General features: G+C 71.4%; 19 protein-coding genes. 10 read left to right on the top strand and 9 right to left on the bottom strand.

Features of this window, described 5'->3' with window-relative positions; genetic code table 11:
* Positions 1 to 6 precede the first annotated feature (6 nt).
* The 7 genes from ACF0H8_RS06765 to ACF0H8_RS06735 all read right to left on the bottom strand — a co-directional run bounded on the left by ACF0H8_RS06765 (position 7) and on the right by ACF0H8_RS06735 (position 4,280).
* Complete coding sequence (locus ACF0H8_RS06765; protein ID WP_395288198.1) at positions 7 to 876, bottom strand: type II secretion system F family protein; 870 nt, start codon at positions 874 to 876, stop codon at positions 7 to 9.
* Positions 873 to 1,733: a type II secretion system F family protein gene (locus ACF0H8_RS06760; RefSeq protein WP_395288197.1), complete on the bottom strand. Its 861-nt coding sequence runs from the start codon at positions 1,731 to 1,733 to the stop codon at positions 873 to 875. Before ACF0H8_RS06760 ends, ACF0H8_RS06765 begins: the two co-directional genes overlap by 4 nt.
* 2 nt (positions 1,734 to 1,735) lie before the next feature.
* On the bottom strand, positions 1,736 to 2,743 hold the full coding sequence (locus tag ACF0H8_RS06755; RefSeq protein ID WP_395288196.1) for a CpaF family protein: 1,008 nt from the start codon (positions 2,741 to 2,743) through the stop codon (positions 1,736 to 1,738).
* Positions 2,744 to 2,995: 252 nt separating this feature from the next.
* Complete coding sequence (locus ACF0H8_RS06750; RefSeq protein ID WP_395288195.1) at positions 2,996 to 3,163, bottom strand: hypothetical protein; 168 nt, start codon at positions 3,161 to 3,163, stop codon at positions 2,996 to 2,998.
* Between the two features lie 12 nt (positions 3,164 to 3,175).
* The gene (locus tag ACF0H8_RS06745; protein WP_395288194.1) at positions 3,176 to 3,394 is read right to left on the bottom strand and encodes a hypothetical protein; all 219 of its coding nucleotides are present in this window, start codon (positions 3,392 to 3,394) and stop codon (positions 3,176 to 3,178) included.
* A gap of 17 nt (positions 3,395 to 3,411) precedes the next feature.
* Complete coding sequence (locus tag ACF0H8_RS06740) at positions 3,412 to 4,020, bottom strand: Ltp family lipoprotein (RefSeq protein WP_395288193.1); 609 nt, start codon at positions 4,018 to 4,020, stop codon at positions 3,412 to 3,414.
* The gene (locus tag ACF0H8_RS06735) at positions 4,017 to 4,280 is read right to left on the bottom strand and encodes a hypothetical protein (RefSeq protein ID WP_395288192.1); all 264 of its coding nucleotides are present in this window, start codon (positions 4,278 to 4,280) and stop codon (positions 4,017 to 4,019) included. The genes ACF0H8_RS06740 and ACF0H8_RS06735 overlap by 4 nt, the downstream gene beginning before the upstream one ends.
* A gap of 462 nt (positions 4,281 to 4,742) precedes the next feature.
* On the opposite strand from ACF0H8_RS06735, the gene ACF0H8_RS06730 reads away from it, so the two are divergent.
* From ACF0H8_RS06730 to ACF0H8_RS06695, 8 genes are all read left to right on the top strand, one after another.
* Positions 4,743 to 5,045 (top strand): hypothetical protein, encoded by a 303-nt coding sequence (locus ACF0H8_RS06730; protein WP_395288191.1) that lies wholly within the window; start codon positions 4,743 to 4,745, stop codon positions 5,043 to 5,045.
* A gap of 93 nt (positions 5,046 to 5,138) precedes the next feature.
* Positions 5,139 to 6,209, top strand: a complete 1,071-nt coding sequence (locus ACF0H8_RS06725; RefSeq protein WP_395288190.1) for a DUF932 domain-containing protein — start codon at positions 5,139 to 5,141, stop codon at positions 6,207 to 6,209.
* A 106-nt stretch (positions 6,210 to 6,315) separates the two neighbouring features.
* Positions 6,316 to 7,245, top strand: coding sequence for a DUF4192 family protein (locus ACF0H8_RS06720; RefSeq protein ID WP_395288189.1), 930 nt, complete (start codon positions 6,316 to 6,318; stop codon positions 7,243 to 7,245).
* Positions 7,246 to 7,546: 301 nt separating this feature from the next.
* On the top strand, positions 7,547 to 8,638 hold the full coding sequence (locus tag ACF0H8_RS06715) for a tyrosine-type recombinase/integrase (protein WP_395288188.1): 1,092 nt from the start codon (positions 7,547 to 7,549) through the stop codon (positions 8,636 to 8,638).
* 5 nt (positions 8,639 to 8,643) lie between these two features.
* Positions 8,644 to 9,591, top strand: coding sequence for a hypothetical protein (locus ACF0H8_RS06710; RefSeq protein ID WP_395288187.1), 948 nt, complete (start codon positions 8,644 to 8,646; stop codon positions 9,589 to 9,591).
* On the top strand, positions 9,588 to 10,037 hold the full coding sequence (locus ACF0H8_RS06705; RefSeq protein WP_395288186.1) for a hypothetical protein: 450 nt from the start codon (positions 9,588 to 9,590) through the stop codon (positions 10,035 to 10,037). The genes ACF0H8_RS06710 and ACF0H8_RS06705 overlap by 4 nt, the downstream gene beginning before the upstream one ends.
* 182 nt (positions 10,038 to 10,219) lie before the next feature.
* The gene (locus ACF0H8_RS06700; RefSeq protein WP_395288185.1) at positions 10,220 to 11,674 is read left to right on the top strand and encodes a thermonuclease family protein; all 1,455 of its coding nucleotides are present in this window, start codon (positions 10,220 to 10,222) and stop codon (positions 11,672 to 11,674) included.
* A gap of 267 nt (positions 11,675 to 11,941) precedes the next feature.
* A complete protein-coding gene (locus tag ACF0H8_RS06695) occupies positions 11,942 to 12,220 on the top strand; it encodes a hypothetical protein (protein ID WP_395288184.1) in 279 nt (92 codons plus the stop codon).
* A 244-nt stretch (positions 12,221 to 12,464) separates the two neighbouring features.
* Here ACF0H8_RS06695 and ACF0H8_RS06690 read toward each other — a convergent pair whose 3' ends face one another.
* Positions 12,465 to 13,004, bottom strand: a complete 540-nt coding sequence (locus ACF0H8_RS06690) for a hypothetical protein (protein WP_395288183.1) — start codon at positions 13,002 to 13,004, stop codon at positions 12,465 to 12,467.
* Between the two features lie 488 nt (positions 13,005 to 13,492).
* Between ACF0H8_RS06690 and ACF0H8_RS06685 the strand changes: the two genes are divergently transcribed.
* Entirely contained in the window at positions 13,493 to 14,428 is a 936-nt protein-coding gene (locus tag ACF0H8_RS06685; RefSeq protein ID WP_395288182.1) for a TIR domain-containing protein, read from the top strand.
* 46 nt (positions 14,429 to 14,474) lie between these two features.
* Here the strand turns inward: ACF0H8_RS06685 and ACF0H8_RS06680 are convergent, their stop codons facing one another.
* A complete protein-coding gene (locus ACF0H8_RS06680; protein WP_395288181.1) occupies positions 14,475 to 14,909 on the bottom strand; it encodes a hypothetical protein in 435 nt (144 codons plus the stop codon).
* 200 nt (positions 14,910 to 15,109) lie between these two features.
* Here ACF0H8_RS06680 and ACF0H8_RS06675 point away from each other — a divergent pair, with 200 nt between their 5' ends.
* Complete coding sequence (locus ACF0H8_RS06675) at positions 15,110 to 15,385, top strand: hypothetical protein (protein ID WP_395288180.1); 276 nt, start codon at positions 15,110 to 15,112, stop codon at positions 15,383 to 15,385.
* The last annotated feature ends 51 nt before the right edge of the window (positions 15,386 to 15,436 follow it).

Raw genomic sequence — 15,436 nt, 5'->3', positions numbered from 1 at the left:
GCAAGGCTACCGCTTGACAACCGTGACCATCATCGCCATCTCCTTCTTGCCGCCGGCCTCCATGAGCTGGCGCCGCGCCGTCTCGCGGGCGTCCTGCGCCTGCGCGCGCAGGACCTCGGCGAGCGGGGTCCCACGCTCGAGCGCCACCGCGATGCCCTCGACGAAACGGGCCACAGCCGGCGCGTCGGTGCGAGTGGCCATCCGCTCGAGGGCGACGGCCACCGGCACGCCGGACCGCGCCTCGGCGAGGGTGCGCCGCACCTCGTCGGTGAGCTCCCCGCGGGTGGACCTTGCGATGCGTTCGAGCGCCCCCACCGGCCCCTCGCCCGCCGCGACCGCGAGAGCGAGCAGCTCCGCAACGTCCGGCAGCTCGGCCGTCATCCGCTCCCGGCGGCGTCGCACCGCCTGCGTGAGGGCCTGGTCGCGGCCGACCGCGCCGCCGACGGCGCACACGAGAACGCCCAGCAGCAGCGGGACCACGGGCGCCCCGCGCGTCGTGCCCAGTACCAGGGCCGCGAACAGGCCGCCGGCCAGCCCGACCGCGCCCCAGATGAGCTGCTCCACCCGGAACTGGTCGTGGGTGAGCTGCCCGCCGGTGAGCTGCAGGCGCCGGCGGATGCTGACGGAGGAGGACCCGAGCCGCTCCAGCAGCCGGCCGGCGTCGGCCAGCCAGGGGGTGACGAGCCGCTCGAGCGTGGGGAACGGCGTGTGGTGCTGCCGCTCCGCGAGCAGGCGCGAGGTGCGCGGGCGCGCGCGCAGGTAGGGCGCGAGCCGGTCCTCGAGCGTGATCCGCCGGGCCCCCAGGCGCCACAGCACCAGGCAGAGCCCCAGCCCGCCCAGGAGCCCGACGCCGGCGCCGGTGGCTAGGGGCGTCACCGGAGCACCCGCGCTTCCTCGGGCAGCCGGCCGATGCGCACCATGAGCCAGTACGCGAGCGCGGAGCACCCCGCCCCGGCGGCCAGCACCGCCACGCCCGCCCCGGAGTTGTAGGCGGCAGCCGCCTCGGGGCGGGTGGAGAGCAGGAGCAGCACCACCCACGGCGCCGCCACCGCCATGCGGGCGCCGTTGACGGTCCACGACTGCCGCGCCTCCAGCTCCCCGCGCGTGCGCTGGTCCTCCCGCAGCATCTGGGCCAGCGTGCGCAGCAGCCGCCCGAGGTCGGTCCCGCCGACCTCCCGGGTCAGGCGCAGCGCCTCCACGATCCGGTCCCCCACCGGGTCGGCGAGCCGGGCCTTGAGCGCCTCCACCGCGTCGTCGAAGCGGCCCGTGGCCCGGTAGTCCTCCGCGAAGCGGCGGAACTCCGCGCGGACCTCCTCGGGACCGCGCTCCGCCAGCGCGACGAGCGCCTCCGGAAGGGACAGCCCTGCCCGGACGCCCGAGACCAGGTCGTCGATCACCTCCGGCCACACCGCCCGCAGCTCGGTGCGCCGCCGCCGGGCGCGGGAGCGGACGAGGAACATCGGTGCCGCGGTCGTCATCGCCGCGAAGCATGCCGCGATCGGCGGCGAGGCGGTGAGGGCGAGCCCCGCCACGAGGACGAGCGCGCCCAGCGCCGCGGAGGTGGCGAGCAGCGCGGTGGGGCTGACCGACGGGGCGCCGGCCTGGACGAGCAGGTCCTGGGTGCCCTCGCCCCACGTGGCCCGGGACCGCCGGCGCGGCGCCGGCCGCTCGAAGAGGGTGAACCAGATCGACAGCAGGCCCGCGCCCAGCAGCAGGCCGACGACGACGCCCACCGCTACCCGCCGTCCCCGGTGGCGAGCAGCGCGGCGACGTCGTACCCCGCCCGCTCGAACCGGTCACGCCTGCCGGGGTAGCCGCCGCCGCGGACCAGCCGGTCGGCGTGGCGGACGAAGATCTCCGCGGTCTCGATGACGCCCTCGTCCACCCGACCGGTGACCGCCACGACCTCCCGCACGGTGCGGCGTCCCAGGCGGTCGAGATCGAGGTGGACGACGAGGTCGACGGCGGCCGCCACGGTCGGGACCACGAACGCCGCGGTGACGTTCTCGCCCGCCAGCAGCGGCAGCGTGCACAGCTTGGTGACGGCCTCGCGGGCGGAGTTGGCGTGGATGGTGCACATGCCCGGGACGCCGGCGTTGAGGGCGACGAGCATGTCGAACGCCTCCGCCTCGCGGACCTCGCCGATGATGATGCGGTCCGGGCGCATCCGCAGCGACTCCTTCACCAGGCGGCGCAGCGGCACCTCCCCCGCGCCCTCGAGGTTGGGCTGGCGGGTCTGCAGGGCCACCGTGTCGCGGTTGGCGAGCCGGAGCTCGAAGACCTCCTCGCAGGTGATCACCCGCTCGTTCGCCGGGATCGCGCCGGCCAGCGCCCCCACCATCGTCGTCTTGCCCGCCTGCGTGGCGCCGGAGACGAGGATGTTCAGCCCGGCGACCACGGCGGCGTCGAGGAAGGCGGCCGCGGCGGGCGTGAGCGAGCCGAGCGCCACCAGGTCGGCCAGCCGCCGGGCGCGGGCGACGTACTTGCGGATGTTGACCGCCCACGCCGAGCGCGTCACGTCCGGGATGACGACGTGCACCCGCTCGCCCGTGACCAGGGAGGCGTCCACGAACGGCGTCGACAGGTCCAGCCGGCGCCCGGACACCCGCAGCATCCGCTCGACGAGGTCACGCACCTGCGCCTCGTCCAGGATCGTCGTCGTCAGCTCCGGCCGCCCGCCCCGCGCGACGAACACCTTGCCCGGCTCGTTGATCCAGGACTCTTCATGACCCTCCGGAGACAAGACGGTACGTTTACGGCTTTCGTCGACCGTTAACTGGAGTCGTTGCTATGCAGCCAATTCCGGGACTGGGCATGCCGGTCCGAAATGACGGCCGCGGTGTGCCATTTCCTGCTGTTGCTGGTCCTTGCGCGGACTTTTCACGGACTGACATGCGACCAACCCACTCCACGGAGCCCCTGGCCGGCGCGCACCGTGGAAGGTACTGCGCAGAGCCCCCCGCCAGGTCTTGGCGGGGGGCTCGGTCGTGCGCGACTAGATGCTGACGCGGGTGATCGCGCCCTGGACGTCCTCGAGCTGCGCGGCGATGGCCATGAGCGCCTTGAACTTGGCGATCTCGATCATGTCCGACGTGCCCAGCTCGCCGTAGTTCTCCCGCTCGACGTCCGCGAGCAGGCTCTCGGCCTCGGCGTATGGGTTCATCAATTCGTCTCCTCACGCGGGCGGTCGTGAGGCCAGGGCCTGTCGACCTCCTCGGGCAGGCGCGCGAGGAGATGGGCGACGTGCTCGCCCGTTGGTCTTCCAGAGCACGCCCCGGATGACGAAGGTGCCCTCCTCGAACTCGATGCCGTCGTTCACCCGCGGGACCTGCGGGAGCTCGATGCCACGGGTCTGGACGGTCTCAGAGCCCTCGACGCTGAGGTCGGGCAGCACGACAAGCACTTCGCATGTCAGAGCCCCGTCTGGCTGACGCCGTACTCGGCCTGATCGGGGGTGAAGCCCTCGAAGATGAGCTGGTCCTTCAGGCCCGAGCGCGAGAAGGAGCTGTAGTCCAGGTACTCCTGAGCCTTCCTCGCGGCCTGCTCGTTCCAGTCCGCGCCGACCCGCTCGACGGCCCAGGTGGCGTCCTCGGTGGAGAAGCCCTCGAACTCCAGCTGCGAGACCAGCCCGCTGGCCGAGAACGCGCTGTAGTCGAGGTAGTCCTGGGCCTTGCTGAGCGCGTTCTGCTGCGAGACGGTGCCCTCCGGCTCGGGGGCCGGGGCGGGTGCGGGTGCTTCCGTCGTCGGGGCAGGCGGGGCTGGTGCCGGCTCCTGCGTGGGCTCGGCTGCTGAGGGCTCCTCCGACTCCTCGGCCGCCGGGGCGGCGGTGGTCTCCTGCGCGGCGGGCTCCTCCTCGGAGCCGCCGCCGACGGCCTGGCCCAGGATGATGAGCAAGACCAGCGCCAGCGGGATGATGAACCGCTTCTTCTTGTACCAGGGCCGCTGGGCCTTCTTCAGCGCCTTGGCCGCCTTCGGGTCGGCCGGCTGCTGCTGGGGCGATGGGGGAAATGGCTGTGTCACTTGTCGTTGTCCTTCGTGGGGTCCTTGAGGTTGCGGAGCTCGTCCTCGGTCAGCGGTGGCTCGGTACCGGCGGTGAGGTCGCCGACAAGCGTGGCGACGGTGTCGCCCTCGGTGTGCCAGATGCGCAGGAGGACGACGAAGCACTCCGCGGTGAGCAGGTCCGGCCCCAGCAGGATCGCCTCGTCCTTCTGGGGCAGCTGGGACAGGTCCACCTGGCGGTGCCAGCCCGGGTCGGTCTTCAGGCGTAGGTCGAGCAGCAAAGACTCACTTCTCCTTGGGGTAGTCCGGGCACCGTTTGCCCAGAAACTGGTTGCGCTCGCTCACTTGGCGAACTCCTGGCACTCGCAGCTCGGCACGATGCACCCTGTGGCTTTCAGCTGAGCGTCGATCAGCCGCCGGGCCCTCTGCTCAGCCGGCGAGTACGTCTCCGTCACGGAACCTCCATGTGCCGCTGCAGCTTCACCGCCGCCAGTACGGACAGCGTAGTACGAAATGGCACATGCCTTCCTTGTTCGGACACACCTAGAACCAACAGGTGACCCACCGCATCCTTAAAAAGCAAGTAATGAAACCAGAATGATGGTAAAATGAGACCATCAACCGGAGGTCTATCCAAACCTAGTGCCGTCACCCGAAATAATGGGTCGGTTGATATCTCGCCAGAGCTTGGTCCCGCGGCAGCGGGCCGGGCTCTTTTTCGTTTCTCCGGAAGGGAGAGGTCCATGTCGATTCCCCGAGGACCCGCATTCGAGTTCGGCCGGTGGCTCGGCCGGCTGCGGGCGGAGCTGGCCGGGCTGCGCCGGGACGTCGCCGCGCTGTGGCGCGAGCACTGCGCCCGGGCCCGGTCCGACCCGGGCTACCGCGCCGCCCTCCTGGGGGTGCTGCGCGGGCTGCTCAACGCGGTCGGGCGCGGGCCGCGCGCGACGCTGCTGTGGCTGGTGGTCCTCCTGCTCAAGATCGTCCTGGAGGCCGTGCGCCACCTCCAAGAGGGCCCCGACGGCGACGACGGCCCCGTCTTCGCCTGACGCCCGCGGTGCCGACCGCCACGGCGTCGAAACGTTCTACCCCGCCCCGCACCGCCCCGGTGCGGGGCTTCGTCATGTCTGAAGGAGCGCACCATGTCCAAGGAGACCCTGCAGGACCTGAACACCCACACCCTGATCGGGCACACCGCCGCCCGCGGCACGGCCTGGCACTACCGGGCCGAGCACCAGGGCGACGAGCCCAACCACTACCCCGGGCCGATCCCGGTCGCCGACGTCGCCCGCCGACTCTTCGCCTGGCAGGCCGACTCCCGCCCGCTGGCGGTGGAGCGGCCGGCCGACCCGGCCACCATGACGCACCTGGACGCCAGTGGGCTGCCCGCACGGTGGGTGCCGGTCGAGGGCCGGCAGGCCATCGTCCGCTCGGACCGCACCGACGGGCACGTGATGGGCGTGTTCACCGACGCCTACGTCCCCCACCAGTACCGCGAGTGGCTGCTGACCTCGGTGGCCAACCTCCTCGACGACACCCTGTCCATCTCCTCCGCGGGGCTGCTCCGCGACGGGGCCATCGCCTGGGTCGAGGTCTCCGTCCCGGAGTCCATCACCACACCCGAGGGGGTGACCTTCCGGCCCAACCTGCTGGCCACCACCACCTTCGACGGCTCGCTGGCCACCACCTACAAGCGCACGGTCACCGACGTCGTCTGCGACAACACCCGCGAGGCGGCCCTGGGCGAGACCGGCCAGCAGATCAAGGTCCGCCACTCCCGACACAGCTCCCTCAAGCTGGCCTCGGCCCGCCAGGCCCTGGCCATGGTGCACACCACTGCCGAGGACTTCGCCGCCGAGGTCGCCGCGCTGTGCCGCATCCGCGTCGACCACCGCACCTTCGCCCGGTTCCTCGACGCTTGGGCCCCCACCGTCGACGGCACGGGCGACCGCCTCACCGGCAAGGCGCTCACGCTCGCCGTGCGCAAACGCGAGGCCATCACCCAGATGCACTCCCACGACTCCTGGGTCACCCCCTGGGCCGGCACTGCCCACGCGGTCCTGCAGGCGGTCAACACCTACGAGCATCACGCCCGGCCCGTGCGTGGCACCACCCGGCCCGAGCGCAACATGCTCCGCACCGTCACCGGCGACTTCGCGGCCACCGACCACCGGGCCTGGCACACCCTCCAGCAGGTCCTCGCCAGCGCCTGACCCCGCCCTTTCCCGAGCCCCGCCATCCCGGCGGGGCTCTTCTTGTCTCCCATCCCCCGGGCCCCGCCACACCGGCGGGGCCCGCCCATATTTTTGGAGGAGTTCCATGTTCGTGACCCGAACCGATCACCGGGCACGCACTCGCGCCCTCATCGAGCGCCGGCTCGGCTTCGTGCCCGAAGAGTCCGTCGTCCTCGCCGCCATCCACACCGACGGCCGCGACGGCATGGCCGCCCGCTTCGACCTCGACTCCCTCGCCGATCCCGCGCACCGCACCCGACTCATCGCCCTGCTCGCCGCGCCGCTGCGCACCGCCCGGCCCGACGCCGTGGCCGTCGCCTACTACACGCACGGCGGCATCCTCCCCCTCGCCGCCATCGACGCCGACATCACCGCCCTGCTTGGCGACCTGGGGCTGCTCCGGCACGCCACGATCCTGGTCGACACCCCGGTCACCGGCCCGCGCCGGGCCGACCTTGGCATCATCACCTCCGCGAGCACCGCACGGCGGCAGGCCGTCCACCGAGCCCTGGACGCCACTGCCGAGACGAGCCTGGACACCTACCGGGCGGCGGTGGCGTTCGCCGCCGCTGGCGTCACCGTGCCCGCGCCCCTGCTCGGCGCGGTCGCCGCGTGGTTCACCGACCCCGCCCACCGCGACGCCGCCGTCGCGCTCATCACCGGCGCGCCCGAGGCACACGCGCGCCGCCTCGAGGCCGGCGACCACGATGACGACCTCGCCGATGCCGTCATGGACCGGCTGTTCAACCCGCTCATCGCCGCCGTCCCTACCTCGGACGTGGCGGCGCACCGGGCGGTGCTCACCGAGGTCGTCGCCTGCTCGCCCCCGCGGCACCAGGTGGCCCCCCGAACGCTGCTGGCCCTCATCGCCTGGTGGTCGGGCCAGGGGGCGCTGGCCGCCCGCCACCTCGAGGAGGCCCGGACCATCGAGGCGACCGACCGCCTGGCCGTGCTGCTCCAGCAGGTCCTCGACGCCGGCTTGCCGCCGGGCTGGGTCAGCGCCGAGCCGAGCTAACCGCGCGCCGTGCGGCATTGCTGCGTCATTGTGGCGGCAATGCTCATTTGGCCTCTTTCTCGAGCCAATGTTGCCGCTGGTGTCTTTGTGACGCCGTTGTTGAGTCGCGCCCTTTGTCAGGCGGAGGCGTTCTTGCGGCGATCCGGCGGCTAAGCGGAGTACCGGGCAGCAATGCCGCCTCCCGTCAGATTCTCAAACATTCCGCAACAAACCGGCAAGGAAGCGCCGACCAAACCATGCCCACCCGTGTCCTGGCCCGCCCCCTCCTGAGGGCGGGCCATTTCCATGCAAGGAGGAAGACATGTCCTCGGTAGCCAAGCGGCCCAACGGGCGCTGGCGCGCCCGCTACCGCGACGCCGACGGCGTCGAGCACGCCCGCCACTTCCTCACCCGTGCTGCCGCCCGGCGCTGGCTCGACGAGACCACCGCCGACCGCCTCACCGGCCGCTACGTCCACCCCCGCGCCGGGCGGATCACGCTGGCCGACTACTACGCCCGGTTCGCCGCCCGACAGCTCTGGCAGCCGACCACCCGCCGCGCCGTGGACCATGCCCTGGCGACGTGCCCGCTCGGGGGCACGGAGCTGAGTCGGCTCACCCGCGCCGACGTCGAGAGCTGGGCGAAGGCGATGGCGGATGCCGGCCTGGCCGCCTCCACCGTGCGTGCGCGCGTGGCCGCGCTGCGGGCGGTGCTGGCCGGGGCGGTGCGCGACCGGCTCATCGTGGACAACCCGTGCGCCGGGGTCCGGCTCCCCCGCGTGGCCGCGCGGACGCGCGAAGCGGTCCTGCCGACGCCCGAGGACGTCGAGAGGCTGATTGCGGTGGCCGAGCGACGCCTGGCGGTGGCCATCGCCCTGGCCGCCCACGCGGGGCTGCGCCTGGGCGAGATCCGCGGCCTGCAGGTCGGCGACCTCGACCTCCTCGCGGGCCGCCTGACGGTGCGCCGGCAGGTCCGCGCCACCGCCGGCGGCGGCTGGGAGGCGACCGCACCGAAGTACGGCTCCGTCCGCACCATCACCCTGCCCGCCCACCTCACGGACCGCCTGCGCCGGGCCACCTCCTCACGGTCTCCCGGTGCGTGGGTCGTCGGTGGCCGCGACGGTCGGCCGGTTCACCCGACGACGCTCGCGCGGCGGTGGAGCGCCGCCAAGGCCGCCGCCGGCTTGCACCCGGGACTGCGGCTGCACGACCTGCGCCACTTCTACGCGAGCTTCCTCCTCGCCCAGGGCGTCGACGTGCTCCGCGTCCAGCGCGCCCTCGGCCACGCCCGGGCGTCGACGACGCTGGACGTGTACGGCCACGTGCTGGATCACCGCGGCCATGTGACGGACGAGCGCGACCCCGAAATGGTCCCGTCATTCGTCTCCGGAGACGCCACCGGGGGGCTTCAATGAGGCCCGTGCCGACCAAAACTGTGCGCCCGCTGCTGGCCCTGGGGCTGCTCCTCGCCGCCGCGGGCTGCGGCGCGCCCGCGGCCGAGCCCGACGCCACCCCTTCCCCCGACCGGCCCACCCCTACGGCCGCGGCGACGAGCGCGGTGGCAACCGACGAGCCGGTCGCCGGCGAGGGCCAGACCTGTGACGAGGTCCTCGCGGCGACGATCACCGGCTACGCCGCCGGCACCACCTCGATGGCCGAGGCCCTGACCGTGGTCAACGCCGACGCCCAGTCCGACTTCGCCGACCTCCTGCTCTTCATCGACGGCGAGATCGATGCCGGCACGACCCCCGCCAGCGAGGCCGCGACCCTGCTGGGCAACGCCGACTACGCCGCGTGGTGCATACCGACGGCCGAGGCGACGCCCACACCAGCAGCACCGGCAGCGGCACCGGCACCAAGCGCCGCCCCCGCCCCGGAGGTGGCGAGCGACCCGCGCGCTCCGGCCGCCCCGCCACCCCGGGCCAGCGCCCCCCCGGCCCCCCGCACCTCCGCCCCGACACCCGCGCTCGGGCCGGCACCGGCCCCCGCCCAGACAACCGAGGACAACTTCCACGAGGACCGGGCCGCCACCGTCACGGAATGGCTCGTCGAGGACGTTGCGTCGGCCGACGAACGATTCCACGACCGACCAGACATCATGGGCTGGGCACCCCTAGCGAACCTCGCTGACAACATGGACCGTCTCCACGACGCCGGCGTCCCACCGGGCCAGGACCCGGCCCACTACCTGGCCAGGCTGGCGACGCTCCAACAGTTCTACGACCGCGCCGCCGACGAGATCACCTACGACGTGCCCGCCGCCGCGGCCACCTACACGGTCGCCCGTGGGCACACCCAGGAGCTTCTCGACGCGCTCAACCCCGTCCTCGGCACCAGCCACGTCCTCCCACCCTGGAGCTTCCTATGACCATTCCCGCAGGAAATGACGCCGCCAACGTGAACCGCCGGGGCGACGACGGGAAGACGCGCCTTGGCGCGAAGGGCCGGCTCCGGAGGTTCGAGGCGGATCTGATGCGGCTTACCTCGCCCGACTTTCGCATGAGCCTCGAGGGCGAGCCGCCCGCGCTGCGCACGCCCACGCTGCCGCCGTCGTCTGCGCTGCCGCTGGCCCGTCCCAAGCCCGCGCCGTGCGCGACGCTCATCGTGGTCGGAGTCGTAGTCGCGCTCGTGGGGACGATCATCGGGTCCGTCGGCATCCAGACCTACTTCGACACGCTGCTCTACCTGGGTGAGCCCAGCGGCGCGGGGATCGTCGTCGGCGGCATCGTCAGCCTCATCGGCATGATCGTCACCCTCGTGGGGATCTACCGCGCCGCCGCCGCCCTGGACTACCTCGTCGACCGCAGTCTCTGAACCGGAGCGCTGCGTCCAGCAGCACAAAGGGTCCGCGGTGTTGCGGACCGTCGGCTCATCCTGCCCCGGTCCGAGCCGCTGACCTGGGCACGAGTTCTGTGTGGAGTTCGGGCACAACACAGCACACGCGCCTTACATACGCGCCATAGAGTCAGCACCCGCGGGGGCTGCCACCACGCCCGGTGGCGGCCCCCGCGCCTTCCCCTTTTTTGCGTTCCCGGCACGTCGCGGCCCGGCATGGCGGGCCGGACCTACTCCTTCCGCTCGGCGGCCCGTCGCAGATCGTGCCGCCAGACGATCCGGCCGGTGACCTGGCTGATGGCCAGAGCGGCGAGCCCGCAGACGAGCAGGCCGCACGCTGGTCGGCGGCGAGTTCGTGCTCTCGGACGAGTCGTGCTGTTCGCGGGCATCCTGGAAAGCCGAAAATCAGCCGCACGCTTGCCGATATTGTGATCGTCACCCGCAAGGCCGTCGGCTCTTCCCAGCGGTGGCTACACCTCACCAAGGAGGACTGCGGGGCTGTGGGTAGTGCGTTGATGAAGTTCGTCTGGGCGCACAAGGTGCTCGCCGGTGCCCTTGTCATGGTCGCCGGTTCCGGGCTGGCCGTCGCCATCGGATCGGCCGTCGCAGCTGCCGACACCACTGCGGTGATCACCGCCGTCGTCGACGGCGACACCATCGACGTGGACTACGGTCGCCGCGAGGCTCGTGTGCGTCTGCTCAACGTCGACACACCGGAGACCGTCGACCCGGACGAGGCGGTGCAGTGCCTGGGCCCGGAGGCCACACAGTTCCTCCGGGCGATGCTCCCGGTCGGCACCGAGGTCACGTTGGAGTATGACGTCGAGCGCCTCGACAGGTACGGCCGGGAGCTCGCCGGCGTCTTCAAGGACGGCAGCCTCGTCAACGCCGAGATCGCTCGGCAAGGGCTGGGCGTCGCCGTCGTCTACGAACCGAACGACCGCTTCTATCCGGACGTGCTCGCCGCACAGGATGAGGCCGTCGCAGCGGCGAGCGGCCTGTACTCGCCCGCCATCGGCTGCACGATCCCGGCCAAGGTCGAGGCGTACGAGGACGGAGCCGAGGAGGTAGCCGACAAGGCGGCCATCGCCGAGGGGCGCTCCGTCGACGAGCTGCTGGGGTACGGGGATTTGCAACGCGCCACCATGGCCGCCGGTAGGGATCTCGAACGCATCCTCGCCTCGGACGGCGGCTCCTTCCCGATGCTCATCTTTGCTGCGAGGAACGGCGCGCCGGGCTACGGCCATGCGGAGGTGGTGCGGCGGGTGGAGGTGGCGCGCGAGCGCGTTGCCACGTCCACCGTGACCATCTCAGAGGCTCTCCAAGCCGAAAGGGCGCGCCTAGCCGAGGAAGCACGCAAGGCGGAGGCCCGGCGCGTGGCCGCGGAGGCCGAGGCCCAGCGCGTGGCCGCGGAGGCGGAGGCTCGGCGCGTGGCCGAGGAAGCCGAGCGGGAGCGCCTTCGCCGCCAGGCCGCGGACCGAGCCGGGTCATCGTCGTCTAGCTCCGGCAGCTCGGGCAGCAGCGGGCGAAGCGGCTCCGGAGGGGGCGACAGCTACACCGGGTGCCGGGCATACGAGCCGGGCGGCAAGACCTACAAACCCATCCCCTGCCCGTAACAGACGGCGGCCCAGACATCGCCTGGGCAGAACTCCCAACTGGGGCCGGCCGTCATGTCGGGCGTCGCCGTAGTAGCAGCACACCCTCGGCCACCCAAGGCACGACCACCCTCGACGTCTACGGCCACTCGTCGCGCACCCAACCCACGCCTGCCCACGGTCGTCGAAGGGACTGTCCGGCCCGCCGTCACGGGCCCCGGCGGATGGGCGTAACCGGGCCAGCGCCGCCGTGCGTGGTGCACAGTAGGCGCGACGGGGGTGGTGACGATGCCGCAGAAGCGTGACTGGTTCTGGGACATCTGGGGCATGGGGCTGTACTGGCTCCTGATCGGCCTGGAGCGAACCGTCCTGGGTGACCGCTACGCGGACACCTACTTCACCTTCCTGCTCGTCTGCATGCTGGTCACCGTCGCGCTCGTGCACGTCGCCAACGCCATCGTCGACGGGCGCGTCCTCGCCCGGCGGACCCGGTACCGGACCCGGGACGCAGCGACGGCTCCTAACGAGCCGCACGGGACGACGCCCCCTCCCCCGGGCCACCCGTAGCACGACCACGACAACCACTCACTCGCCACACCACCCACAGGGCCGCTGCCACAACCGTGGCAGCGGCCCCCGCTCACCCATTTTTTTGTGCGTCGGCGGCGAGAAGCACCCGGCCTCGCCGGCGCGAGAACGACACCGTCGCAGACCGCGGCTGGCTAAGCCCTCGGCCCGGCCCTGAGGCCTGTAATGACGGGAGGACTACTCGACGCACGCGCACCACGAGCAAGGCGGCTTCTTCGCGCCGTCAGCCGGCCTCCACCGTGGCCACTCCCGTCGTCGAGGAGACCTCCTGCAGCGCACTGAGCGTCTCTGCTGCGCCGTCGTGGAGGAACCCGCACGCGGTCACCGGCCACTGCGGTCGCACGGCCCGCCCGCCGGCGTCCACGAGGTAGATCTCAGGCTTCGTCTCCATGATCGCGGGGCAGGCGAGCCCGTCGGGGATGAGCTCGGACGGGCGCGACAGCGCCTCGAGCAGCGGCTCGAGGTCGCCGGTCAACGTGACCTCCTCGACCGTGACGGACAACCACGTACCCGCGTCCGTGCCACCGCCGGGGACGGCCGGCTCTGCCTGGGAGGGGTCGTAACCACTGGCAAGAGGCCTCGGCTCGGGCGTCTCTGGCTCGGCCAGGGGCTCACCGACGTCCAGCCGGCAGGCCACCACCGTCACGGGTTCGAACTCGCGCGGCACCGCGCCAGCCTCGGGAGCGACCCTGCCGGTACGGACGGGCACGCCGCCCATCAGCCCGGACAGCACCTCGTCGGCCAGGCAATCCGGCCCGGCCACGGCGACCTCCGCAGCCGCCGGCGGTTCGGGTGCAACGGCGGTCCCCCACAGGCGGCGAGCGGCACCGCGACAGCGGCCACGGCGCACGCCGCCGGAACCCGCCGTGCGCGCGCTCCCGCTCCCCGCACCAAGACTCCCTCCGTACGAAACAGCCCGCCTCATTGTGCCCACCACAGGCACGAGCGGGACCACGTCGAGCGGTCCGCACGCCCGCGGACCGCGGCGCTCCCAGCCCCGCCAACACGCCGCTGACCAGGGACCACGCGGCACCGTGTGTTCGGACTAAACACACGACCACAGCTCCTGGCGCGGGCTTGCCGCAGGTGCCACCTCAGCCGCCAGCAAGACCTGGGCCTGTCCGTGCCGTGACTACTCTCTGCTTTCATGACATCGTCAAGGTTCCAGAAAGCTGACCGACGGCTTCTCGCCCGTGCGCTGGCAGAGTTCCTCTCCCATGGAGGACTGACGTTTACGAGGCCGGTCTCGGCATGCAAAAGACCGCCGGGAACAAGGACGCCCGAGCGGCGGCGATCATCAGGCACCTGTTCGAGGGACAAGAGGACACGGACGAGGCGGTCTTGGATCTCCTCAATCATCTCTTCGTGGAGGACTCCGCCGCCGACTTACGTATGGAGCACGAGGAGTACCGCCGACTGGACGAGAAGGTCCTGCAGCCACGCGGTATTCGCCTCTCGCAAGACGGCTACTCATACGCCGACACCCCTGCTGGGCAGACAGCGTCCAGCACAACACGCCGGCCGGCATGGCCTCCTGCGGCATCGCCCGGAGACCCCACGACCACCGGCCGGGGCGCTACAAGCATGCAGGGCGGGCTGGTGGGATCCCAGCCGCGCCCGGGGCAGAGCGTCTTTGTCGTCCACGGCCGAGACATGCGCCCCGTGGGCGTGCTGCGGCAGTTCCTGTTTTTCATCGGGTTGCGCATGATGAGCTGGTCAGAAGCCGTAAGTCTCACCGGCAATCCGCAGCCGCACACCTACGACATCGTGAAAACGGGAATCGACGCAGCTGCGGCCGTCATTGTGATTTTCTCCCCGGATGACGAAGCGCGGATCAATCCCGCCCTGGCGGAGGCCGGGGACCCTGACCTTCATGCGCAGGGCCAAGCTCGACAGAATGTGATCCTGGAAGCGGGCATGGCATTTGCGTCCGCCCCGGCGAAGACCATCTTCGTCAAGTCGGCACCGACGCGCGAGATTTCAGACATTCACGGCTTCAACTGGGTCAAGCTCGACGGACGGTGGGACAGCCGACAGGATCTCGTGAATCGGCTCGAGAACGCGGGTGCACCCGTGAGGGTGTCCCACGCTAACCTCGCCGATCCGCTGGCGGGGCCTTTCATGGTCGAGCACCAAGTCGAGCCGGTGACTTCTCCGGCGGCGCGCCCATTGTCAGTCGAACTCTGAGCCTCAAGCGGCCACCATCCCGAGAGAGGTATTCGAGGACACGCTCTCACCGCACGCGAAGGTCCGCGCGGATCTGGTCGAGGTAACCGTCGAAAGCCGCCTTGGCCGCGTCCTGCTTTTCCTTTGCCTGCTTCGTGCTGGCGTTCCAGTACTCAACCAGCGCCCCACGAGCCTTCTCGGCGGCCTTTACCGCCTTCTTGGACCCAAACAATTCCATGTCCGACGTCAGGTCGAAGAGCGGCGACAGGTAGTCCTCGTCCGGGTCGGGCCCCTGGTAATAGCCGTCGAAGTGATGAGTCCACAGGCCTTCGTAACGCGACCGCCATTCGACCAGGTAACGCTGATAGATGCCCATGCGTTGCTCATTCAGCCACTGCTGGTGGCGTTGCCGCTCACTCAGGGAGCGGGCGACGATCTGCGCGAGTCCACCCAAAACGCCACCCACGATCACGCCCAGCAAGGCCCATTGCTCCGCCGCCATAGACCTACTCTCTCGTTCGCCAGAAGCTCGCAGACGAGATTATCGGACCGACATGGAGGCAACTCCTCCGGGCACCGGCTTGCCGCGGATCGGCTAAACGAAGGCGTTGACCGGCGCGACACGGGGCTCCCCCAGCCGAACAACCTCGGCGGAGATGGAAGTCGGACCTGTCGTGCAGGCGGGGACGGAGGCTGAACGTGGTGGACAGCCGCAGCCTCTCGAGGTCGACCGACCACATCGCGCGCGGCAGCCTGTCCGGCATGCGGGCGTGCGCGCAGGGCGTCCAGCACGGCGACCCACACGTGCCCGAGCATGCCGCCGCCCGCAAAGTAGTCCTCGTGCTCGAGCAGGAAGGCCCAGCAGAGCGACAGGTCCACCCCGCACCGCTCCGGCACGCGCCCGCCGCGCCGGTACTGCTCACGGGCCGGGCCGACCACGGCCTGGAGTGCCGGGGGTTCGCGGCCAGCCGCTCGTAGCCGTTGTACGCAGCGCTCAGGACGTCACCGCTTCAATGGGGACGTGCGTCC

The sequence above is a fragment of the Georgenia sp. AZ-5 genome (genome assembly GCF_043952095.1).
Taxonomy (GTDB): Bacteria; Actinomycetota; Actinomycetes; order Actinomycetales; family Actinomycetaceae; genus Georgenia.
The sequence above is the reverse complement of the archived record's forward strand: the minus strand, read 5'-3'. Positions and strand labels throughout refer to the sequence as shown.